Raw genomic sequence first — 22,463 nt, 5'->3', positions numbered from 1 at the left:
GGCTGACCGCTCACCGTCGGCGCACCCTCGGGTCGAGCGCCGCGTGCAGGACGTCCGCGACGAAGCCCGCGAGCAGCACGGTCACCGCGGCGAACAGGTCGACCGCGACCACCGAGTTGACGTCGCCCTTCTGGGCCGACTCCATGAACCAGCTGCCCATGCCGGGCCAGCCGAAGATCTGCTCGGTGAACACGGCCCCCGTGAACAGGGTCAGGAAGCCGAACGAGAAGAAGGTGGTCAGCGGGATCAGCGAGGTGCGCAGCCCGTGCCGCAGCAGCGCCCGGCCCGGCGTGAGGCCCTTGGCCTGGGCGGTCCGCAGATGGTCCGCGCCGAGCACGTCGAGCGTCGCCGCGCGCTGATAGCGGCTGTACGAGGCGATGGCGCCCAGCGCCACCGTGGCCGCGGGCAGCGCCAGATGGGCCGCGCGGTCCCCCAGCCGGGTGAGCGGCGGGCCGGTGAGCCCCGGAGTCCGCTCGCCCGTGTAACGGATCACCGTGTGCCCGGCGCTCTGGTTGAACCAGAGGGCGCCCTCCTTGAGGAGCAGCGCGAGCACGAAGGTGGGCACCGACAGAACCAGGAACGACAGGACGGTCAGGGCGCGGTCGGGCAGCCGGTGCCTGCGGACCGCCGCCCACAGTCCTGCGAGCACGCCGAGCCCGGTGCCGACCAGGGTGCCGACGAGCAGCAGCCGGACGGACACCCCGACCCTGCGGCCGAACTCGTCGTTCACCGACGTCCCGTCGACGGTGCGCCCCAGGTCGCCGTGGGCCGCCCGCACCGCCCAGTGCCCGAAGCGCTCCAGGACGGGTGTGCGGTCGTCCGCGCCGAGCAGCGCGAGCTCGTGGTCGACGGCGGCGGCCGGCGGCCGCGGTTGACGGTCCTCGAAGTAGGCGCGCGGGCTGAGCGCCGCGGAGGCGATGAGATACGAGAGGAAGACCGAGGAGAGCAGCAGGACCGCGCCGCGCGCGAGGCGCCAGGACAAACGGCCGATCACGGGTCTCTCCTCGAACGGGCGGACGGCGGGCACGGTTCACCGTCCTCACTGGCCACAATGTTAGGGTCCGAGCCGGAAATCGTAGATCAGTTCGCTTAATTGACGCGCTGACGTACTGACGTACTGACGCGCTGACGCGCTGACGTACCGATGCGCTGACGTACTGATGGATTGACGCGTGCATGCACGCATGCACTGATGCTTCGTCGAGGCGGGGGCCGTGGTGAATCGGTTGCGTGGCGTGCGGGTGTGGACGGCCCTGGGCACGGCGGCGGCGCTCCTGCTCGCGGGCTGTACGTCCTCCACGGCGCGGCCCGGCGGATCCGCCCGCCCGCTGCCCGCCCCCTCCTACGGCACCGAGGGCATCGACCGCCAACCGCCCGGCAGCCTGCGCCAGGGCGGCACCATGACGCTCGCCACCTCCCAGTGGGTCACGCAGTACAACGTGAACCAGGCCGCCGGATCCATCGGCGAGGCGTCGGAGATCGACAGCCTCGTCGAGCCCGAACTGTTCCACCGCGACGCCAAGGGCGTACCGCATCCCAACCCCGACTATCTCCTGTCCGCCTCCGTCACCACGGCGTCCCCGCAGACGGTCACCTACCGACTCAACCCGCGAGCCCGCTGGTCCGACGGAAAGCCACTGGGCGTGGCCGACTTCGAGGCCCAGTGGCGGGCGCTCGGGCGGGGGGACGACCGGTACCTGGTGGCCGACCCTTCCGGCTACGACCAGATATCCCAGGTGCGGCCGGGACACGACGCGAGTGAAGTGCAGGTCGTCTTCCGCTCCCCGTACGCCGACTGGCAGCGCCTGTTCGGCCCGCTCTTCCCGGCGTCCGCCACCAGCACGCCCGAGCAGTTCAACAACGGCTGGCGCGCGCGGATCCCGGTCACCGCGGGACCGTTCAAGATCGCCTCGATGGATCCGACGACCCAGTCCGTCACGGCCGTCCCCGACCCCGCCTGGTGGGGCACACGGCCCCGCCTGGACAAGGTGGTGTTCCGCGCGCTGCTCCCGGCCGCCGCACTGCAGGCCTACCTCAACGGCGAGATCGACGCGGTGAACGCCGCCACGGCCGAGGCGTACCAGCAGCTGAAGTCGGCCCGCGACAGCACCGTGCGCATCGGCTCCGCCTGGGACGAGGTCCACGTCAGCCTGAACGGCGCGGGCGGCCCGCTCCAGGACATCGACGTTCGCCACGCGGTTCAACGGGCCGTCGACCGGCAGGCGTTGGCCAACGTGGCGGCGGAGCGGCTGCCCATCGGCGTGCCCCTGCTCGGCAATCACATCTTCATGACCAACCAGCCCGGATACGCCGACAACTCCGGCGAGTTGGGCACCTATGACCCGAAGGCTGCCGAACGGCTCCTGGACCGGGCGGGATGGAAGCCGACGGGTGCGGGCGAGCCGCGCGTGAAGGCAGGGAAGAGCCTGAAACTACGGTTCGTGATCGCGGAGTCCACCAACCGTCTCGGCCTCGACCTCGCCCAGCTGCTCCAGCAGATGCTCGCCCAGGTCGGCATCGCCGTGGAGATCCAGAAGGTGCCGGCCGACGACTACGGCCCGAAATACCTCGACGTCGGCAACTTCGACCTCGCGATCTTCCGCTTCACCGACATGACCTACCCCAGCCAGTTGCAGGCCGTCTACCGGTTGCCGCGCGGCGCCCAGAGCTTCCTGAACTACGGCAGGATCTCGGACGCCACCCTCGACGGCCTCCTCAAGGAGGCGTCCGCGACTCTCGATCCCCAGCGTGCGGCCCAGCTGTACAACCAGGCCGACAGGGAGATCTGGCAGCTCGGCCACGATGTCGAGCTCTACCAGCGGCCCGAGATGATCGCCGTCCGCAAGGGTCTCGCCAACTTCGGCGTACCGGGGCTCGGCGACATCGACTTCGCGGCGGTGGGGTGGCGGAAATAGCCCTCGCACCCAGCATGGTGATGGTGTGTCAGATCGGCGGGCGCCGTCACCCTCCTTGTCCGCTGAGCCACTCCTCCTCGGCGTGCCGGGTGAGCGCGTCGAAGGCGAGCGCGGCCGACGCGAGCGTGACGTGATGGTGCCAGCCCCGGAACGAGCGCCCCTCGAAGTCCCCGAGTCCGAACTCGTCCTGGAGTCTGCGCAGTCCCTCCCCGGACAGGGCGCGTAACTGCGCCAGCGCGATCGTCTCGTGGAGGCGACGGGCCGGCAGATTGGTCAGCCAGTGGGCGCGCGGCGCAGGGCGGCCGTACGGCCAGTCCGTGACCAGGTGCCGCGACCGCGGAGGGTGCGCCCGGGGGTGTGGGTCCTCCGGGCCGGGCGGCGTGCGGACCTGCGGACGCCGACGCGGCGCCGAATGCCGCGCGCCGTCCGTGCGCAGCAGGGCGGGAGCGGACAGGAACTGCGAGCGCCGCATCCGCTCCGCCGTTCGGTCGTACCACGCGATCGCGGTGCGTTCACCGCGCCGCGACAGGTGCTCGGCGAGCTCGGCCACCGTGCCCCGCGCCGCGGGTGACGCGGCGTTCGGCCGTGGCAGGGTGACGGCCGTGCTCGGCGACACCTCGACCAAGTAGCCGTGGCCACGTGCCTCAAGACCTTTGAGCAGCGGCTCGACATCGCTGTCGAACCGCCAGTCGGCAAGGACCGGCTGGGGTTCGAGAAGCCACTCGTCCGTCATCTCGTCCAGCGCCTCAAGGACGTAGCTCCAGCGCGGCCGGCAGTGCTCGCCGTCCGGCACATGGGCCTGTCGGCGCAGCGGCTCGTCCCGGTCCCAGCGCCCGGGGAGCATCAGCCGCCAGTTCACCGGCACGCCGCCCCCGGAGCCCACCAGTGAAGCCGCGTACGCGAGCTGGCAGTTGACGGTGCGTCCCTGGGAGGGGGCGTACTGGCGTGCCACGCCGACCGTACGGTCGCCGTTCTTCGCGAACACGACTTCGTCGACGGCCCAGGCCTCGGTGCGGAACACCGCGTTCGTCCGCTCGGCGATCCGCCGGCGTACCGGGCCCGAGTCCCACGGGCTCTGGTGGAGGAACTGCTGGAGCTGCTGCACGGCCCGGTGGCCGAGGACATGCTCGGAGATTCTCGTCGGCGTCTTGCGGCCGGGCACGTCGAGCAGCCCGCGCACATACACCGTGCCCCAACGCCGCTGGTCCGAGCGGGTCATCGCGCCGAACAGGTCCTGGCAGTAGGCGGTGAAGTCGGCCGTCGCGGGCGGTGCGGGGAGGTGGGGCGGTGCGGGACGTGTGCTCGCGTCGAAGAGCTGGAGGATGGAAGACACGGTGCCCCCGGGAGTGTCCTGAATCGGTAGGTGGCGCTGGAGCCCGGCGGAGGGGCCGGCGGAAGGGACAGGTGTCGTCCTTCATCGCGCCGTCCCCCTCGGTTGACTCTGCGACTCGATAAAATTCAACAGGCGGAGTCAAATTGAGTCAAGTCACTTGTAAAGCTGCCGGGTTGGGGGTGTGGCGGGGGCGGGGTGCGACGAGGGTGCGTACAGAGATGGCCGGCGCGGTCAGGGAGGGCCGGTGCGGACACGGGTGGCAGGTGCGGGTACGGACACGGGAGGGCCGGTGCGGACACGGATGGCCGGTGCGGACACGGATGGCCGGTGCGCGCGGGGCTGCGGGGCGCGCAGGGTTGGGGGAGCGGGACCCCGTGGGTCAGGGGGTCGGCGCCGCGGCGAGCGCGCGTGTCACGAACGTGGCGAGCAGATCGCGCCCTTCGCCGGGTGAGAGCGCTTCCAACGCGTCGACGGCGGCCCTGGCGTGCTGTCCGGCCAGCGCGAACGACTCCTCGATCGCACCGGACGCCCGCAGGATCTCCGTGAGCGCGGCCAGCGCCGCGGCCGGCTCTCCCCGCTCCGTCAGGCAGGCCTCGATCGCGAGCCGGGTGGACGGGTCGGCGCCGCGATGGGCCAGGGCGACCGGCAGTACCGGCCGGCCGTTCCTGATGTCGCTCGTCGGAGCCTTGCCCGTGGTGTCCGCGTCGCTGGTGTAGGGCAGCAGATCGTCGTGAACCTGGAACGCGACCCCCAGATGGTTCGCGTACGCCACCAACGCGGCGAGCTCGGCCGGGCCGCCCCCTCCCAGGATGCCGCCGACCTCGCACGCCGCACGGAACAGCGCCGCCGTCTTGAGCCGGACCATCTCCAGGTACGGGTCCACCTCGAACGCCTGCCGTCCGGCGAGCCGTGCCTCCAGGCTCTGGCCCCGGCACAGGTCCATCCCGGCCCGTGAGATGGCCGCGACCGCTGTCACCACCAGGTCGGCCGGGACGCCTCGGTCGCGGCACTGGGCGAGGGACTCGAACAGCGAGAAGAAGAGCAGGTCGCCCGCGACGATGGCCTCGCCCGTGCCGTACCGGGTATGCGCGGCGGGACGCCCTCGGCGGACCGTGTCCGCGTCGATGATGTCGTCGTGGATCAGGCTGCCGACGTGTCCGCTCTCCGTGGCGACCGCCGCCGGGAGCGCTCTCAGGGGGTCGCCGCCGACGGCCTGGGTGCTCGCGAGGAGCAGACTGGGCCTGAGCAGCTTCCCCACCGGCAACAGGGAGTGCCGGCACACCTCGTCGAGGCCGGTCCGCCCGGCGGGCCAGCGTGCTTCGAGTGCGTCGACCACCACGTCGCGCAGCGCCCATCCCGCCGCGAACGCCTCCGGTGCCGTACGAGACGCTTCGATTTCGGTCATCTGCCGAGTCCCGTCTGTATGCGCCGGCCGCTCAAGACCGCGGTACGGCATTCTCCCCGACAGTCAACGGAATCGGCGGGAATGGCCCCCCGGCGACGCCGCACGCGGCGGCCGGCCCGGCATCGACCGCCACGGGCCCATGGGGCGTCGCCCCGCGCGAGGGGGGCGACCGACGGTGCCTACGCGCAGGCCGTATCTACTCATAGGCGAGCGGGTCGGCGACGATCCCGCGCACGACGCGGGCCGCCGCGCCCCGGGCGGCGTCCCCGGCGAGGGACGAGGCGCGGACGCGTCCGCTCCCGGGGGGCCAGAGCCCGGACACGGCCCGGCTGGACAGCTCCCGTTCCACGGCGGGCGCGAGCCAGGGCAGCAATGTGCGGTAGATGCCGCCGAGTACGACCGCGTCCGGATCGAGGAGGTTGACCGCACCGGACAGGGCGATGCCCAGGGTGCGGCCGGCGTCGTCGAGCGCGCGCAGAGCGCTCTCGTCGTCGGCCCGCGCCCTGTGCTCCAGCTCGATGACGCCGGGCACTCCGGCGTTCTCGTCGATTCCCGCCGCCCGCAGCAGCGCCGACTGGCCCGCGTACTGCTCCAGACAGCCGCGCGAACCACAGCGGCACTCGGGGCCCTCCGGATCCACCGGCGTGTGCCCGATCTCGCCGGCGAAGCCGTGCGCGCCGCGCAGCAGCTCGCCGCCGGCCACGACCGCCCCGCCCACGCCGATCTCCCCGGTCAGGTAGAGGAAGTGGCCGACCCGTCCGTCCGTACCGCCGAACCACAGCTCGGCGAGTGCCGCGAGATTGGCCTCGTTGTCCGAAGTGACCGTCGAGGCGGGCGAGTCGGGCCTCAGGTCGGACAGGGCCGCTTTGAACAGGTCCTCGGCGTCGACCTCTTTCCAGCCCAGGTTGGGCGCCTGCCGCACGGAGCCCTGGGAGACCAGGCCCGGCAGCGCCAGTTCCACGCCGACCGGATGGAGACCCTGATCGGCCGCCGAGTCCAGGGCGCGCGCGGTGATCCTTGCGGCCCGGGTCAGTACGCCGGTGGCCGGCTGACCCCGGTTGTCGAGGTGCTCCGTGAGCCGTACGCGGTCGGTGCCCGCGAGGTCCACGACGCACACCGATACGTAGTCGATGTTGACCTCGACCCCGGCCCCGGCCGGACCGCTGCGCGCCGGGGTCAGCATGGTGCCGGGGCGCCCCGCCTGTCCGCTGAACGACTTGCCCGACTCGGTGAGGAACCCGCCGCGGATCAACTGATCGGCGAGCGAGGACACCGCGGCCCTGGTCAGGCCGGTGCGGGCGGCGGCTCCGGCCCGACTGAGAGCGCTTTCATCGAACACGGCCCGCAGCACAAGACTGAGGTTGTGCCGGCGCACGGTGTCCTTGTCCGCCTTGGGCGCGAGCGGCGCGGGGCGGTTGCGGCTGGGCACGGTCGAGTGGTCGTTCATGTCACCTCCGAGCCTAAGCCCAGCGTCGGGCTCCCGGGGTGCCGCCCGGGGCGGGGGCGGGCCGCCGAGAGCGCTCTCAGCCCCCGCCTGGCCGGTGCTCGCGCCCGGCCGGCCCTCAGCCGGCCGGGCCGGGTGCTCGGGCCCCCAGGCCACCCCTCCGAGGCCTGTCTCCCCGGCCCGCCCGCTCGGTGGGTCCGCCTGCCCGGCCGGCCGGCCCCAGGCCCGTCCGTCCGCTTGGCCGGATGCTCCGCTCGGCCGCCCCGGAGCGTCCGCCTTCTCGGCCGAGCCACCCCTGGACCCGTCCGCCCGTCCGCCCTGCCTCACCTCCCCACCAAGGGTGGGCGACCTGACGAAATGCGGAGCGAGCTGTTACTGGAGCATGGTCCTTTCTTGCCCTTGCTTTTCTTTTCGCGTGATCGCCCATCGGACATTTGCGAGCCCCCTCCCAAAGTGGCCGTTCGTCAATTCCCCTCTATTGGGGAAAGGTTGACCTGTTCGGAGGGGAGCGCGACCAGACCCGCCAGTATGGTCGGCCGCATGCCCCCCATTCGTCCGGCGCTCCCGGTCCTTCCTTATCGCAAGCCCAAACTCGGCCGGGATTACTGGGTGTTGGACGACGTACTGCCCAACATCGACGAAGTGAGGGCCCGATGCGTGGCCAAGAGCGACTGGGTCGAGGGATATCCGTACAAACCCGAGTCGTGGCCAGGGCTGCGGACCATGCCCGGCCTCGCACCCGCCGAGCTGGCCCGCGTGGAACGCCTGGTCAGGGCCAACACCGGCGCGAAGGAGGTGTGGCAGGCCACCGCTCCGGGCGGCGCGACGCTCAACCACAACTGCATTCAGGTCGTCGGCGCCGGTGAGAGCGAGCCGCGCCCGCATACCGACTCGCGCGCGCTGTGCCGCTATGCGGCGGTCCTCTATCTCAGTCCGCGCGCCCCCAAGGACTGCGGCACCAGTTTCTTCCGGCAGAGCCTGCCCGGCGGAGTGCTCGGCGGCAACATGGTCACCGCGCCCCACAACAACCTCGTGGAAGCACTCGGTACGCGCTTCGTTCCCCCGGATTCCTTCACTGAGGACGTGCGCGTCGCACATCGCTACAACCGGCTGCTGCTCTATACCGCCAACACGATGCACAGCGCGACGGGCTACTGCGGAAGCACCATCGATGACAAGCGGATGACCGCCGTCTTCTTCTGGATGGCCTAGGCGACCACAGAAACTTCACAACGTGTGGGGTCTGCTGCCACATGCGGTTCCTGTTCGTTTGACGTACCGCTGAGTGTCACAGTGACGACATGGGGGCTTTCGCGGCCCCGGGTGTTCTTGATACACCCCTCTCGCCCCCTGTTCCCTCACGCTTGCAGAGGCCCTCACTCATGGCTGAACTCAACCGGCGCCGGTTCATGCAGCTCGCGGGCGGCACCGCCGCCTTCGCCGCGCTGTCGCAGAGCATCGCGCGGGCCGCCTCCATCCCGGCCGCGGGCGGTACCGGCACCATTCAGGACGTCGAACACGTCGTCGTCCTGATGCAGGAGAACCGTTCGTTCGACCACTACTTCGGTTCCCTGAACGGCGTTCGTGGTTTCGGTGACCCGCGGCCGGTCACCCTGCCCAGCGGAAAGTCCGTGTTCCACCAGGTCGGTGCGGGAAAGGAGGTGCTCCCGTTCCGCCCCAAGGCGGACAAGCTGGGCCTCCAGTTCATCCAGGACCTGAACCACGACTGGAACGGCAGCCACAAGGCGTTCAACGGCGGCAAGTACGACCAGTGGATCCCCGCCAAGACGTCCACGACGATGGCGTACATGACGCGTGAGGACATCCCGTTCCACTACGCGCTCGCCGACTCGTTCACCATCTGCGACGCCTACCACTGTTCGTTCATCGGCTCCACCGACCCCAACCGCTACTACATGTGGACGGGCTACACGGGCAACGACGCCACTGGCGGCGGACCCGTCCTCGGCAACGACGAGAAGGGGTATGGCTGGACCACATATCCCGAGCGCCTGGAGCAGGCGGGCATCTCCTGGAAGATCTACCAGGACGTCGGCGACGGCCTGAACGCGGCCGGCGGCTGGGGCTGGATCAACGACGCCTACCGGGGCAACTACGGCGACAACTCGCTGCTGTACTTCAACACCTACCGCAACGCCACGGCCGGCGACCCGCTGTACGACAAGGCGCGTACGGGCACCAACGCCAAGAACGGCGACGGTTTCTTCGACATCCTCAGGGCCGACGTCCAGGCCGGCACGCTGCCCGAGGTGTCCTGGATCGCCGCGCCCGAAGCCTTCACCGAGCACCCCAACTGGCCTTCGAACTACGGCGCTTGGTACATCTCCCAGGTCCTGGACGCGCTCACGTCCAACCCGGACGTGTGGGCCAAGACGGCGCTGTTCATCACGTACGACGAGAACGACGGCTTCTTCGACCACGTGGTTCCGCCGTTCGTGCCCTCCGGCGCATCCCAGGGGCTGTCCACCGTGGCGACGGGGCCCGACTACTTCCCGGGCAACGCCAGTTACGCGGCCGGACCGTACGGGCTGGGGCAGCGGGTGCCGATGCTCGTCGTCTCGCCGTGGAGCACCGGCGGCTACACCTGCTCCGAGACGTTCGACCACACCTCGATCATCCGCTTCATGGAACGCCGCTTCGGCGTGCACGAGCCGAACATCTCGCCCTGGCGGCGCGCGATCTGCGGCGACCTGACCTCGGCGTTCGACTTCGGCCGCAGCCACTCCTCGGCCCCGTCGCTGCCCTCGACGGACGCGTACGTCCCGCCGGACCACAACAGGCACCCCGACTTCGTGCCGGTGCCGCCCGCGACCGGCACCCTGCCCAAGCAGGAGCGGGGCGCCCGGCCCACCCGGCCGCTGCGCTACGCGCCCCTCGTCGACGGAGCGGCGAACGTGAGCACGGGCAAGTTCACGCTCACCTTCGGCGGCGGCGCCTCGGCCGGCGCGCAGTTCCTGGTCACCTCGACCAACCGCACCGACGGCCCCTGGACCTATACGACGGAGGCGGGCAAGACGATCTCCGACACGTGGAACACGGCCTACTCGGGCGGTGTCACCAACCTCAGCGTCTTCGGCCCCAACGGATTCCTGCGCACCTTCCAGAACCCGGGCAAGACCGCGGGACCCGAGGTCGTCGCGCGCCACAACGCGGGCACCGGGAACCTCGATCTGACCATGACCAACGCGGGCACGAGCACGGTCCACCTCACGGTCACCACCGCGGCGGCCTATGGGGGAGCGACACACACCTTGACCGTGGCCGCTGGTGCCACCGTCCGCTACACCGTGAATCTGCGCTCCAGCAAGAACTGGTACGACGTGTCGGTCACCTCCGACGCCGACTCGGCCTTCCTGCGCCGGTTCGCCGGTCACGTGGAGACCGGCGCGTCCGGCCTGAGCGACCCGGCGCTGCTCACCACCTGAACCCGGAGGGCGCGGGCCACCGCTCCCCACGAGCACGGACGAGCACACGAGCACACGGGAACGTACGAACACGCCTGACCCACGGGCACACGGACGCGGGGCCCCCGCCGATCCTGGCAGGGGCCCCGCGTCAAGCTCTGAGAGCGCGTCGGAGTGGGGGAGGTCAGGCCTCGTCGGCGCCGCCGAAGCGCTCTCGGTAGGACTCCAGGTCCTCCTCCGTGATCTTCGCGAAGAGGACGGGCGGAACCGTGAAGGCCGTCCCGGCCGGAACCGTGTCCAGAGCCCTGGCCTGCTCCGGGGTGACCCAGGTCGCCGAGTCGTCGGCGAGTGCGAACGCCGAGCGCATCGCCTTCGCCGAGGACGGGATGAACGGCTCGGACACCACCGCGTACAGGTGGATGAGGTTCATCGCCGTGCGCAGCGTCAGCGCGGCCGCCTCCGGGTCGGTCTTGATCTCCAGCCAGGGCGCCTTCTCCTCCAGGTAGGAGTTGCCGGCCGACCACAGCGCCCGCAGCGAGGCGGCCGCCTTGCGGAACTGGAGCGCCTCCATGTGGCCCTCGTACTCGGCGAGCAGCCCGACGATCTCCTCGCCCAGCTTCTCCTCGGCCGCTCCGGCCGCCGCCCCCGCGGGAACGTCGTCGCCGAAGCGCTTGCGCGAGAACGACAGGACACGGTTCACGAAGTTGCCCAGCGTGTCCGCGAGGTCCTTGTTGACCGTCGCGGTGAAGTGCTCCCAGGTGAACGACGTGTCGTCGGACTCCGGGGCGTTCGCCATCATGAAGTAGCGCCAGTAGTCGGCGGGCAGGATCTCCAGGGCGTCGTGTGTGAAGACGCCACGGCGCTGCGAGGTGGAGAACTTGCCGCCGTAGTAGTTGAGCCAGTTGAACGCCTTGACGTAGTCGACCTTCTTCCACGGCTCGCGCACGCCCAGCTCGGTCGCCGGGAACATCACCGTGTGGAAGGGCACGTTGTCCTTGCCCATGAACTCGGTGTACCGGACGTCGGCCGCGCCCTCGGGCTCGTACCACCACGACTTCCAGTCGCGGTTCGCCGGGTCGAGGTCGGACCACTCCTTCGTCGCGCCGATGTACTCGATCGGGGCGTCGAACCAGACGTAGAAGACCTTGCCCTCGGCGGCCAGCTCCGGCCACGTGTCGGCCGGGACCGGCACGCCCCACTCCAGGTCACGGGTGATCGCGCGGTCGTGCAGGCCCTCGGTCAGCCACTTGCGGGCGATGGACGACGCGAGCTGCGGCCACTCGCCGCCGACCCGGTCGATCCACTCCTCCACCTCGCCCTGGAGCTTGGACTGGAGCAGGAACAGGTGCCGCGTCTCGCGGACCTCGAGCTCGCTGCTCCCGCTGATCGCCGAACGCGCTTCCAGCAGGTCCGTCGGGTCCAGGACACGGGTGCAGTTCTCGCACTGGTCGCCGCGCGCCTTGTCGTAACCGCAGTGCGGACAGGTGCCCACGATGTAGCGGTCGGGCAGGAACCGGTCGTCGGCGACCGAGAAGACCTGGCGGATCGCCCGCTCCTCGATGAACCCGTTCTCCTTCAGCTTCCGCGCGAAGTGCTGCGTGATCTCCACGTTCTGCTGCGAGGAGCTGCGGCCGAAGTAGTCGAAGGCCAGCTGGAAGCCGTCGTAGATCGCCTTCTGGGTGTCGTGCGCCTGCGCGCAGAACTCGGCGACCGAAAGCCCCGCCTCCTTCGCGGCCAGCTCCGCGGGGGTGCCGTGCTCGTCGGTGGCACAGATGTACAGGACGTCGTGGCCGCGCTGGCGCAGATAGCGGGAGTACACGTCCGCGGGGAGCATCGACCCGACCATGTTGCCCAGGTGCTTGATCCCGTTGATGTACGGCAGCGCGCTGGTGATCAGGTGTCGAGACATCCTCGGATGCTCCTTATGTTCGTACGTGCGGCACCGCGGCGCGGCCGCGGCGAACCCAGGTAGGGAGGCCCACCCGGGGGCTCACACCAGGTGGCGCCCCCGCCCGATGGGCAGGGCCATGCTATCGAACCGCCCGGACCCTTCTCGCCGGAGTTACCGCCCCGGCCCGCCGGGCCCGGTCACTCCTCGGTCCGGCCGGCGAAGTACGTCGCGATCATGTCCTCGGCGCCGTGCCCGGCTGCCTCCGCCCGCGCGAACCGCTCGGCCGACGCCTCGGTCAAGTCGAGCCGGACGCCCGCCGACCCGGCCGCTTCGAGGATCAGACGGGTGTCCTTCAGCGCGGTCGACAGGGCGAAGCTGGGCGCCAGCTCGCCGGTGAGCAGGGCGGCGGACTTGGCATGCAGATAGGGGGTGTCGAGCGGGCCGCCCGAGAGCGCGTCCAGGAAGAGGCGGGGGTCCACCTGCAGGGCCTCGGCGAGGCCGAGGCATTCGGCGACCGCGCCCACCAGATTGATCACCCAGGTATTGGCGACGAGCTTCAGGCGCGAGGCGCCGCCCGGCTCGTGGCTGACCCAGACGGTGCGCTGCCCGATCGCGTCGAGCACCGGCGCGAGGCGCTCGCGCGCCGCCGGCGGCCCCGAGACGAAGACGGTCAGCTTGCCCTCTTCGGCCGGGCCGCGGGTGCCGAGCACGGGGCAGTCGTAGTACGCCACCCCCAACTCGGCTGCCTGCGAAGCCAGTTCCTCCGTCGCGTCCGGTCCGACGGTGGAGGCCTGGAGCCACGGCTGCCCGGGGTGTGTTCCGCCGGAGGCGGCCGCGAGGGTGGCGGAGACGGACGGACCGTCGTTCAGCGCCGTGAGGACGACATCGGCGCCGCGCACCGCCTCCTCGGGGCTCGGGAAGGCCGTGGCCCCCTCCTCGGCCAGCGCCCGGACCTTCTCCGGGGTGCGGTTCCAGACCCGCACGGACAGCCCGGCGCGCATCAGACTGCGGGCCATGCCGGACCCCATGATGCCGGTGCCGAGGACGGCGACGACGGGCGTGGTCGAGGCTAGCGAAGCTGAGGACACGGTGAACTCCTAGGGCAGGCGGTGCTCGGTCGCGTACCCCGGAGTCTCGTACGGATGAGTCGGCTCGGCCGGGCACGGCGCCCCGGGCACGACACCTGCCCGCCGTTCCCGGGGCGGGGCGGCGGGCAGGGAGGGGTGAGCGAGCGGGGGAAGCACGGCCAGGAGAGCGCTCTCGGCCCGCGGCCCGCCGGGCCTTCGGCCGTGCCCGGCCGGTACCGCCCCGGCGGGTGTCAGACCCCCCGAGGTGCGCGGGAGGGCCGGCCGCGGCCGCGGGTCAGGTTGTAGCCGGCGATGCCCGCGAGCGCCGCGAGGAGTCCGCCCGCGGCCGTCCACACCCAGCGGTCGGTCCACCAGCCCGACGCCCAGCCGCCGTCCGGCTCGACCGCGGACTTCGCGCCGAGCGGGGTGGACAGCCTGCCGTCCACGGCGTGGGCGCCCCCGGTGTCCAGGACGGTCGGCTCGACCTCCGCCTTGAACGGCAGCCCCCGGTCGGTCTCGGGCAGGGAGACCGCCGTCAGCCGGATGTAGTAGCTGCCCGGCAACGGGTCGGTGGACCACGTGTCGGCCCAGGCGACGGTCGGCCGCAGGGTGCAGGACAGGTCGACCGTGGCCGCGTCCTCGGCCGCGGACCCGGACTGCGTGCCGTACATACAGGGCTGGCGGCGGCGCAGCCCGTCGTACACGTCGATGCGCCAGGTGGAGGCGCCGTGCCGCGAGGCCGCTTCGGGAAGCGTGACCTTGGCCGTGACGGTGGGACGCTGCCCGGCATCCGCGGGGAACATCCAGTACAGGTAGTCGCCGCTGGACGCGGACGCGGTGGCCTTCTGGCCCTGCCGCACCGCGACCGCCGTGCGGAACGCCGTCCCCGCCTCCGTGGGCGCCGCGTCGCTGTTCGACGCGGTCGGGCCGGGCGAGGGCGCGTCGGACGAGGGCGAGTCGGCGAGCGCGGTTCCGGCTCCGGCGCCCACGAGCACCGTGCCCGCCAGCACGGCGGCGGCCGCCAAGGTCCGTACGGTACGCATCAGTTGGCCCCCGGGGTTGAAGGTGTGGTTCGGCATCAGCTGGTCCGCCAGACGGCGATGCGCCAGCGCGAGATCCAGCCCCACACCAGACCCGCGAGAAGGCCGGTCAGCGCGAGGGCACCGAGCAGCCACCAGCCCCGGCCGAGACCGAAGGAGGCCACGTCGGAAGCGTGGCCGGGGCCGTCCACCACGTCGACGGCGAGCTCCACCGGAAGACCCGGGTCGGTCTTGACACCGGGCCCCGCCGAGAAGGAGTTGGACACCTGGAGGCAGACCGGCTCCGGGGTCGACTTGTCGTCCGAGTCGTCGGCGGGAGCCTTGGGGTAGCGAAGGCCCGTGGAGATCAGATCCGTCCGGCCGTCACCGGCTTCCGAGCCGCGTACGATCTCGCGGCCGTGCGCGGTCACCGCCCGCAGCAGGATGCCGTAGTCGGGGTTGGCCGGGCGGTCCATGCCGATGCTGGCCGAGGCACGCAGCTCCTGGCCGGGCAGTACGTTCACCTTGTACGAGCGGTGCTCGGCGAACTTCTCGCGGTCCGTGTACAGGCCGGGCTTGAGTTCGGGAGCGCTCTCACAGCTCGCGGTGCCGGTGGTGGCGACCGGCACGACGACCGGGTCGGCCGCGCGGTCCACCAACTGCTTGACCTTGCCGGAGAGTTGATCGGTGTGCTGCACCGAGGTGTAGGTGCCGCCGGTGGCCTCGGCGATGCAGGTGAGCTGCTCGCGCGTCTTGGCGTCCGGGATCAGGCCGAGGGTGTCGATGGTGAGATGGATGCCCTGGGCCGCGATGTCGCGGGCCACCTCGCACGGGTCGAGCGGCTGGCAGGTGTCCTCGCCGTCGGTGATGAGCACGATCCGGCGGGTGGCGTCACCGCCCTTGAGGTCGGCCGCCGCGCCCTGCAGCGCCGGCCCGATGGGGGTCCAGCCGGTGGGTGCGAGGGTCGCGACGGCCGTCTTGGCCTCGGTACGGTTGAGCGGGCCGACCGGGTAGAGCGCGCGGGTGTCCTTGCAGCCCACCTTGCGGTCCTCGCCGGGGTAGTTGGCGCCCAGGGTGCGTATGCCGAGCTGGACCTCCGGCGGGACGGCGTCGAGGACCTCGTTGAACGCCTGCTTGGCGGCGGCCATCCGGGACTTGCCGTCGATGTCGGCGGTCCGCATCGAGCCGGAGACGTCGAGGACGAGGTCGACCTTGGGCGCGGCCTGCGCGGGCTGCCCGTCGGGCTGCGCGGCGGCGGAGGCCGTACCGGCCGCCGGAAGGATGCCGGTGGCGAAAGTGGCGACCAGCGCGCACACTCCGGCCGCCAGACGTTTTCTGGTGATCATCGCCGGATCCTATGGAAGCATCGTCACGCTCCCCAAATCAGTGGGGCGTGCGGCCGCCGCGCGCGGCGACGGCCTAGGCGGTCTTCTGCGGGCTTTGTACCAGGGCCAGTTCACGCTCCGTCAGCGGAGGCTCGGTCAGTGGCGGCCGGCCGGGGCCGCGAAGTGCGGCCAGGAGCACGCGGGGCCGCACCAGTGCGGAGACCGGAGCCGTGAGCGTCATGACGTCCGTCAGCGCGGTGGCGACCGCGTAGTCGCCGGTCGAGGTGTGGATGAGGCGGTCGACGCAGTGGCCCATGAGCCGCTCGACCGCACCGGGCCGACGGGCGGTGGCGCCGGGATAGAAGACGTCCTGGCCCGCCAGGAGCCACGCCGTGCCCACCGGGCCGGCCACGGCGCGCTGCACCCGTCGGGCGAGCCGCGGCGCGGTGACGCCCTGCGTGGCCAGTGCCTCCCGCAGCGCGAGTGCGCCCTGGGCCGCGACCGACATGCCGTGGCCGTACACCGGGTTGTACACCGCGACCGCGTCACCGAGTGCGACGTATCCCTCGGGCCACCCCTTGACCTTCTCGAAGAAGAGCCGGCGGCCGGCGGTGTGCGCGAAGGTGGACACGTCGCTGAGCGGCTCGGCCTCGGCGATGAGCCGGCCGACGACCGGATGCCGGGCGCCGAGTGCGAAGGGCACGAATGCGCCGGGGTCGCCGGTCGGCCGGGCGCCGCGCGTGCCCGAGAGCGTGACCAGCCACTGGCCGGCCTCGATGGGCAGGATGACGGCGGTCCTTCCGGGCGCCGACGCCCTCGCGTTCGCCTGCACGTTGATCACCGGGAAGGTCTGGTCTCCGGCCGGCGAGCGGAAGACACGGCTGGCGTAGACCACGCCCGGGTCGACGACCTCCTCCCGGGCCGCGGGCACGCCGAGGGCGTCGAGCCACCGCCGCGTGTGCGCACCCCGGCCGCTGGCGTCCACCGTGAACGTGGCCGGGAGCAACTCCTCGGTGCCGTCGGCCTTTCGTACCCGAACCCCCGTGACCCGGCGTGCGCCGCCTTCGAGTGCGACGACCCGCGTCGAGTCGAGGACGGTGACGCCCGGCAGGTCGCGGACCCGGTCGCGGACCGTGGAGTCCAGGAGGTCCCGGCCGCAGGAGATCAGGTAGTGGGAGTCGCGCCAGCGCCGGTACCAGCCCTGGGGTGACAGCGCGACCATCTGGGAGGTGAGCGGGATCCGTCGGGCGCCCGCGGCGAGCCACGCCTCGGTCACTCCTGGCAGCAGCTGTTCCATCGCCTCCGCGCCGCCCGACCACAGGATGTGGGCGTGCCGGGCCTGCGGCAGGCGGCCGCGCGGCTCGGGTCCGACGGGCAGGGCATCCTGCTCGACCACGGTGATCTCGTCGACCGAGCCACTGAGCGCGGCGGCGGCCAGCATGCCGGCGAGCCCACCGCCGACGACCACCGCCGTGCGCCCGCGGGACGGCGCCGCCAGGACGTCCGATGTGCTCATGGGCGTGTGCTCTTTGTCCGTGCCGCGTCGGCGCGGGCTCCTTCGGCGCCGGCTGAACGGCGGTAGGCCTGGGCGATACCGATCAAGTCGCGGGCGCGCCCGATGGTGGGGGAGGCGTCCGGTTCGGTGCTGCTCAGGGCCGCGCCCTCCGGGTCGCTCCTCCGGGCGGTGAGGGCGGCTGCGATCATGGCCGCGTCAGCGACCGCTTCCGCCTGCTTCGGCGCGGCGCCGGCGCGGAGCGCGGCGGCACGGGCATCGCCGTGCAGCGTGCGGTCGAAGTACGGTGCGAGGGTGAGGAATCCGTCGAGGATGCCGGACTCGCGCTGGGTGAGGCGCAACTGCACCGGCGACCACCATTTCATCTTGACCGTGGCGCTCGGAGGGGCCGGTGCCGCGTGCAGTGCGCACCATAGCGGACCGAGCCTGCGGTACGCGGACCATGATCCCCAGGTCTCCGAGAGCCGGGGCCCCACGAGCGGGACGATGAACCCCGAGCCGATGAGCAGCGCGGACATCGACGCGACGGGGGGCGCCGTACCCGTGCTGAGGTAGTCCAGGTCGTGGCCCAGCCAACGAGCGCCCACGGCGGCGCACTTGACGGCGTCGAAGACCAGGTTGAGCAGATAGCCGACGACGATGAGGACGAGCCCCGCCCGCAGCCAGCCCCGTACCTTCACCGACCACCCCCAGCACAGCCAGGTCGTGACCAGCGCCGCCACGGTGTGCGCGAGCAGATACAGGACGATCATCTCGCGCATGTACGGGGTGTTGGCGTAGTACGTGTCGAGGTCGCGCAGCCGCTCGACGGGTGCGTCGGCGAGCGCGAACAGCGTGAACAGGGCGACGATCACCAGCGAGTACGCGGTGACGCACCGGAGCGTGGCCCGGCGGGCCGCCTGCGGCGGGCCACCGCGCCAGTTGATGATGAGCACCAGGCACGAGGCGCTGAACGCGGTGAGGATCGAATACACCAGCGGCGCCGAGAAGTTGGGCACGCCGGTGATCCGGTTGACCTCCGCGATGGTGGTGGGAGCGGCGAAGAAGAACACCGAACTCGCCACGGCGAGGAGGGCGTTGACCGTGAGCAGCAGCGGGTCGCGCCAGGTCTGCCGGATGCCGGGGAGCCGGCAGGCGAAGGCCGCGACCAGCAGGATGGCGGGCAGATAGAATTCCGGGTCCCTCACGCCTCAGCCCTGTGGCCAGCGGTAGCCCAGAGCGGCCTCGATGCGGCCGGCGAGCAGTTCGCGGTCGGGCCCCCGGCTCCCGGATGCTTCGAGCCAGGGACGGCACTTGCTGCCCAGGAGCAGGCCGAAGCTCTCGGCGTCGGTCTCCTCCGAGAGGTGCGAGCGGGTGCGTGCGGCCACCTTGCGTACGGCCGCGCCGAGGTCGCCCTCCGTGTGCAGCAGCCGGGCCGCGACGGCCGCGCCCTCCACGTGATGGCTTCCGTGCCCCGCGTTCATGTGCCACAACTCGTGGCCCAGGATCACCAGTTGGTGGTCGGGAGCGGTTCGCTCCTCCACCACGACCAGGTCACGGTCCGCCATGTCGAGCCAGAGTCCGCTCGCGGTGCCGGGCGGGAAGGCCGCCATGCGGAACTCGACGGGGCGGCCCCTGCGCCGGCTCATGCCCTCGCACAGGGCGGCGTACAGCGCGGTCGGCTCCGCGGGTGCGGGGATCGTGATGCCCGCGACCAGCTCGCCGCACAGCCGGCGCATCTCCTTGCCTATGCCCACCGTTCTCCCCGCAAGCCGTTCATCGAGCAGCACTTCGTCGAGCAACCCGTCACTGTCCAGCACTCTGCCGAGCCGTGAACGATTGATCCAGTCAACATTGAGCCGGAGTTCGTTGAACTCGGCATCACCGCGAGGCCGGAAATCAGCGGAAAGCGCTGTCCGGGCAGGCCTGCGGGCGCGGCGGACCACGGCCGCCACGTGGTGCGGGGCATGTCAGGACTCCGACCGCTTGACGCTCTCCAGGAGCATGTCCAGCCACTCGGTGACCTTGTCGCGGTGCTTGTCGGTGGGGAGTTGGGCGGCCCGCCAGGCGATGCCGCGTACACCGTGGTCCTGGAGCAGCCGTTCCAGCGCGTCGCCGCCGGGGGCTCCGAGCGCCGCCCCCTCGCGCTCGCGGCCCGCGATCTGCTGGAGCAGCTCCTGCTCGGTGCGCAGCAGGGCGCCGCCCAGGGCGTCGGTGTCGTCGGCGGTCAAGAATCCGGCGTGGACGCCGAAGAAGCGCTGGATCGCGTCGCAGTGCTCCATCGTCGGGCGCCGGTCGCCGTTGATGAGGGCGCCCGCCTGCTGGCGCGACATGCCCGCGCCGTCGGCGATCTCCTGCTGGGTGTGCGGGCGGCCGTTGGGCTTGCGCCGGGTGCTGCGCAGCAGGCCGAACCGCTGCAGGAAACGCGCCTGCAGATCGGGTTCGCCGGCCGGGCGGCCGTCGAGCAGCGCGCCGACCACGTCGGCGGGCACGCCCGATGCCTCGGAGAGCCGGTGGACGTCGAAGACGTCCGCATGATCCATTCCGAGCTTTCCGGCGAGCTCGGCCACACGGGCGATGACGGCCGCGAGGGGGCCCGTGGCTGCCGGTCCCGGAACCAAGAAGCCGTCCGTCACCAGTAGTTCTCCTAGATCATGCGAGTCGGTGGGCACAACAGTGGATGCTCCGGAGGCTAGCGGGTCCCGGCAACAACAACCAGAACTTGCCACAGTTGTGGCGCAATCAAAGCTTCGGGGGGCCGGAATGCCACGATGCTTGACATCATTGTGGCGGCGGTATCAGGATCGCCACGCGGTGTGAAGATCGCCCTCCGAGCCCCGGGCGGGCCCGAAGGCCGGCCGCCGCACTAGCGGGCCAGCAAGAGGAGTCGCGTACTCGATGGCGGAAGAATCGGTGGCGAAGGATTCGGTGACCAAGGTTCCGGCGGCGCACGTCCCGGTGGTGGGGCGCCCGTTCGCCCTGGTCCCGGAGCGGCCCGGACAGCAGACGGCCGCGGGGGAGCGCGCCGCCGACGACACGACGGCAGCAACGAACGGCACCCCGGCGCTCCCGGGAGATCCGGAGCTCAGGGCCTATGTCCACGACTACTTCGCGATGACGGACGCCCTTCCCTTCCCGTCCGTGGTGCTCGATCCGGGCTGGGGCGTGGCGCACGCCAATCCGGCGTACGACGCGCTCTTCGGCGGCGTGGGGCCGCACCCGACCGCGATGCCCGACCACAACTTCCTGCGCTTCGTCCTGTTCCATCCGGAGGCCGCCAGCGTGCTCGCCGAGCACGAGACGGGCTGGTGCCTGCCCCTGCTGGCCCAGTTCGCCGAGGCGTTCGCCGACGACGAGAACGCTCCCGGCCTCGCGGACATCCGGCGTGAGATCGCCGACGACCCGATCATGGACGCCGCCTTCCGCCTCGGCCTTCCGCACTGGGTCAGAGCGGTCGGCGACGCGGCGGTGCACCACGACGGCACGGTCCGCCAGGTGCGCCACCCCGACCCCGAGCGCGGCCGCACCAGCTGCCGTCTGGTGGTCGAATCCCCGCGTACGCTGCGGAAGTTCGGGCTTCGGCGGCTGACCCTGGTCCTGCGCGAGACCGAGCCGCCCGTCGCGCGGCGCGGCCGCGCCCGTCTGAGCGTGGTGCCGAGCCACTAGGCACGTCTCCGGGCCCTCCCTTACCGGCACGGTACCGAAGGATTTCGGCCAAACCTGGGGCGCGGCGGGCCCGCCGGGAGAGGTCCCCGGCGTGATGCACCGTGACGTGTGGTGACTCGCCGTGTCTCCAGGGGGGCAGTCGGTGTGACCCGTGTGGAGCAGCCGGTGCGCCGCACGTGATTCAGGGGGGTGCGCGGAACCCCCGGGGCGCGAGGGGCGCGCGTGAAGCTTGGCTGTTGGCCCGCTTAAGAAATCCTCGATGGACGCGGGGGCCGGGGCTCGGCAGATTGGTGATCAGTCGGATCGGCCGGGCTCGGCAGCCTGTTCCGGTCCGCCGGATCAGCACGTACGGCGGTACCTCCGGCCGTGCGTCCGGTCAGCCCCACGTCCGGCCACCCCTCCGTGGCCGGCCGCCACTCTCCGTACGCCGGGAGCACCGCCCATGAAGGCACTTGTCAAGCAGCACGCCGAACCCGGACTGTGGCTCATGGACGTACCCGAGCCGGAGACCGGGCCCGGCGATGTGCTGATCAAGGTCCTTCGCACCGGCATCTGCGGCACCGACCTGCACATCCGCTCCTGGGACGGCTGGGCGCAGGGCGCCGTCACGACGCCCCTGGTCCTCGGCCACGAGTTCGTCGGCGAGGTCGCCGCGATCGGCGCGGACGTCCAGGACATCGCGGTCGGCGACCTGGTCAGCGGAGAGGGCCACCTGGTCTGCGGAAAGTGCCGCAACTGCCTGGCGGGCCGCAGGCACCTGTGCCGCGCCACGATCGGTCTCGGCGTGGGGCGCGACGGCGCGTTCGCCGAGTACGTGGCGCTGCCCGCCTCCAACGTGTGGGTGCACCGCACCAAGGTCGACCTCGACGTCGCGGCGATCTTCGATCCGTTCGGCAACGCCGTGCACACGGCCCTCTCCTTCCCCCTGGTGGGGGAGGACGTGCTGATCACCGGCGCGGGCCCCATCGGCATCATGGCCGCAGCGGTCGCCAAGCACGCCGGTGCCCGCAGCGTCGTCATCACCGACGTCAGCGAGTCCCGCCTCGACATCGCGCGCAAGGCGGGCGCCACCCTCGCGCTCAACGTCGCCGAGCACGACATCGCCCACGCCCAGGCCCAGCTCGGCCTCAAGGAGGGCTTCGACATCGGCCTGGAGATGTCGGGCCGCCCCGAGGCCATGCGCGACATGGTCGCCAACATGACGCACGGCGGCCGCATCGCCATGCTCGGCCTGCCGGCCCAGGAATTCGCCGTGGACTGGGCCAAGATCGTCACGTCGATGATCACCATCAAGGGCATCTACGGGCGCGAGATGTTCGAGACCTGGTACGCCATGACGGTGCTGCTCGAAGGCGGGCTCGACCTCAGCCCCGTGATCACGGGCAAGTACGGCTACCAGGACTTCGACGCCGCCTTCGACGAGGCCGCCACCGCGCGCAGCGGCAAGATCATCCTCGACTGGACCGTCTGAGCCCCCCCGG

General features: G+C 71.5%; 17 protein-coding genes. 5 read left to right on the top strand and 12 right to left on the bottom strand.

Annotated features, from left to right (window positions below; genetic code table 11):
• Positions 1-10: 10 nt before the first annotated feature.
• On the bottom strand, positions 11-994 hold the full coding sequence (locus OG432_RS04045; RefSeq protein WP_328307778.1) for an ABC transporter permease: 984 nt from the start codon (positions 992-994) through the stop codon (positions 11-13).
• 223 nt (positions 995-1,217) lie between these two features.
• Here OG432_RS04045 and OG432_RS04040 point away from each other — a divergent pair, with 223 nt between their 5' ends.
• Positions 1,218-2,915: an ABC transporter family substrate-binding protein gene (locus OG432_RS04040; protein WP_328307776.1), complete on the top strand. Its 1,698-nt coding sequence runs from the start codon at positions 1,218-1,220 to the stop codon at positions 2,913-2,915.
• Positions 2,916-2,961: 46 nt separating this feature from the next.
• Here OG432_RS04040 and OG432_RS04035 read toward each other — a convergent pair whose 3' ends face one another.
• The 3 genes from OG432_RS04035 to OG432_RS04025 form a co-directional block, all read right to left on the bottom strand.
• Positions 2,962-4,248, bottom strand: a complete 1,287-nt coding sequence (locus OG432_RS04035) for an IS701 family transposase (protein ID WP_328307775.1) — start codon at positions 4,246-4,248, stop codon at positions 2,962-2,964.
• Positions 4,249-4,627: 379 nt separating this feature from the next.
• Complete coding sequence (locus OG432_RS04030; RefSeq protein ID WP_328307773.1) at positions 4,628-5,653, bottom strand: polyprenyl synthetase family protein; 1,026 nt, start codon at positions 5,651-5,653, stop codon at positions 4,628-4,630.
• Between the two features lie 196 nt (positions 5,654-5,849).
• Entirely contained in the window at positions 5,850-7,100 is a 1,251-nt protein-coding gene (locus OG432_RS04025; RefSeq protein WP_328307771.1) for an ROK family protein, read from the bottom strand.
• A gap of 537 nt (positions 7,101-7,637) precedes the next feature.
• Between OG432_RS04025 and OG432_RS04020 the strand changes: the two genes are divergently transcribed.
• Complete coding sequence (locus OG432_RS04020) at positions 7,638-8,309, top strand: DUF6445 family protein (RefSeq protein WP_328307769.1); 672 nt, start codon at positions 7,638-7,640, stop codon at positions 8,307-8,309.
• Between the two features lie 170 nt (positions 8,310-8,479).
• Complete coding sequence (locus OG432_RS04015) at positions 8,480-10,543, top strand: phosphocholine-specific phospholipase C (protein WP_328307767.1); 2,064 nt, start codon at positions 8,480-8,482, stop codon at positions 10,541-10,543.
• Between the two features lie 163 nt (positions 10,544-10,706).
• Here the strand turns inward: OG432_RS04015 and metG are convergent, their stop codons facing one another.
• From metG to OG432_RS03975, 8 genes are all read right to left on the bottom strand, one after another.
• Positions 10,707-12,431 carry a methionine--tRNA ligase gene (gene metG, locus OG432_RS04010; RefSeq protein ID WP_328307765.1) on the bottom strand — a complete coding sequence of 575 codons (1,725 nt, stop codon included), beginning with the start codon at positions 12,429-12,431 and terminating at the stop codon, positions 10,707-10,709.
• Positions 12,432-12,610: 179 nt separating this feature from the next.
• Positions 12,611-13,501, bottom strand: coding sequence for an NAD(P)-dependent oxidoreductase (locus OG432_RS04005; RefSeq protein WP_328307763.1), 891 nt, complete (start codon positions 13,499-13,501; stop codon positions 12,611-12,613).
• A 230-nt stretch (positions 13,502-13,731) separates the two neighbouring features.
• Entirely contained in the window at positions 13,732-14,523 is a 792-nt protein-coding gene (locus OG432_RS04000; RefSeq protein WP_328314990.1) for a hypothetical protein, read from the bottom strand.
• Positions 14,524-14,558: 35 nt separating this feature from the next.
• On the bottom strand, positions 14,559-15,845 hold the full coding sequence (locus OG432_RS03995) for a VWA domain-containing protein (protein WP_328307761.1): 1,287 nt from the start codon (positions 15,843-15,845) through the stop codon (positions 14,559-14,561).
• Between the two features lie 73 nt (positions 15,846-15,918).
• Complete coding sequence (locus OG432_RS03990) at positions 15,919-17,340, bottom strand: FAD-dependent oxidoreductase (protein WP_328307759.1); 1,422 nt, start codon at positions 17,338-17,340, stop codon at positions 15,919-15,921.
• Positions 17,337-18,524, bottom strand: coding sequence for an MAB_1171c family putative transporter (locus OG432_RS03985; protein WP_328307757.1), 1,188 nt, complete (start codon positions 18,522-18,524; stop codon positions 17,337-17,339). The genes OG432_RS03990 and OG432_RS03985 overlap by 4 nt, the downstream gene beginning before the upstream one ends.
• Before the next feature lie 3 nt (positions 18,525-18,527).
• Positions 18,528-19,055: a toxin-antitoxin system, toxin component gene (locus OG432_RS03980; RefSeq protein ID WP_328314989.1), complete on the bottom strand. Its 528-nt coding sequence runs from the start codon at positions 19,053-19,055 to the stop codon at positions 18,528-18,530.
• Between the two features lie 231 nt (positions 19,056-19,286).
• A complete protein-coding gene (locus OG432_RS03975; protein WP_328307755.1) occupies positions 19,287-19,952 on the bottom strand; it encodes a helix-turn-helix domain-containing protein in 666 nt (221 codons plus the stop codon).
• Positions 19,953-20,214: 262 nt separating this feature from the next.
• Between OG432_RS03975 and OG432_RS03970 the strand changes: the two genes are divergently transcribed.
• Positions 20,215-20,982, top strand: a complete 768-nt coding sequence (locus tag OG432_RS03970) for an MmyB family transcriptional regulator (RefSeq protein WP_328307753.1) — start codon at positions 20,215-20,217, stop codon at positions 20,980-20,982.
• Positions 20,983-21,424: 442 nt separating this feature from the next.
• Positions 21,425-22,453 (top strand): L-threonine 3-dehydrogenase, encoded by a 1,029-nt coding sequence (gene tdh / locus OG432_RS03965; RefSeq protein ID WP_328307751.1) that lies wholly within the window; start codon positions 21,425-21,427, stop codon positions 22,451-22,453.
• Positions 22,454-22,463: the final 10 nt, after the last annotated feature.

The organism is Streptomyces sp. NBC_00442, from assembly GCF_036014195.1.
GTDB lineage: Bacteria > Actinomycetota > Actinomycetes > Streptomycetales > Streptomycetaceae > Streptomyces.
Note: the sequence above shows the minus strand (reverse complement) of the source record. Positions and strands in the feature narration are given on the sequence as shown.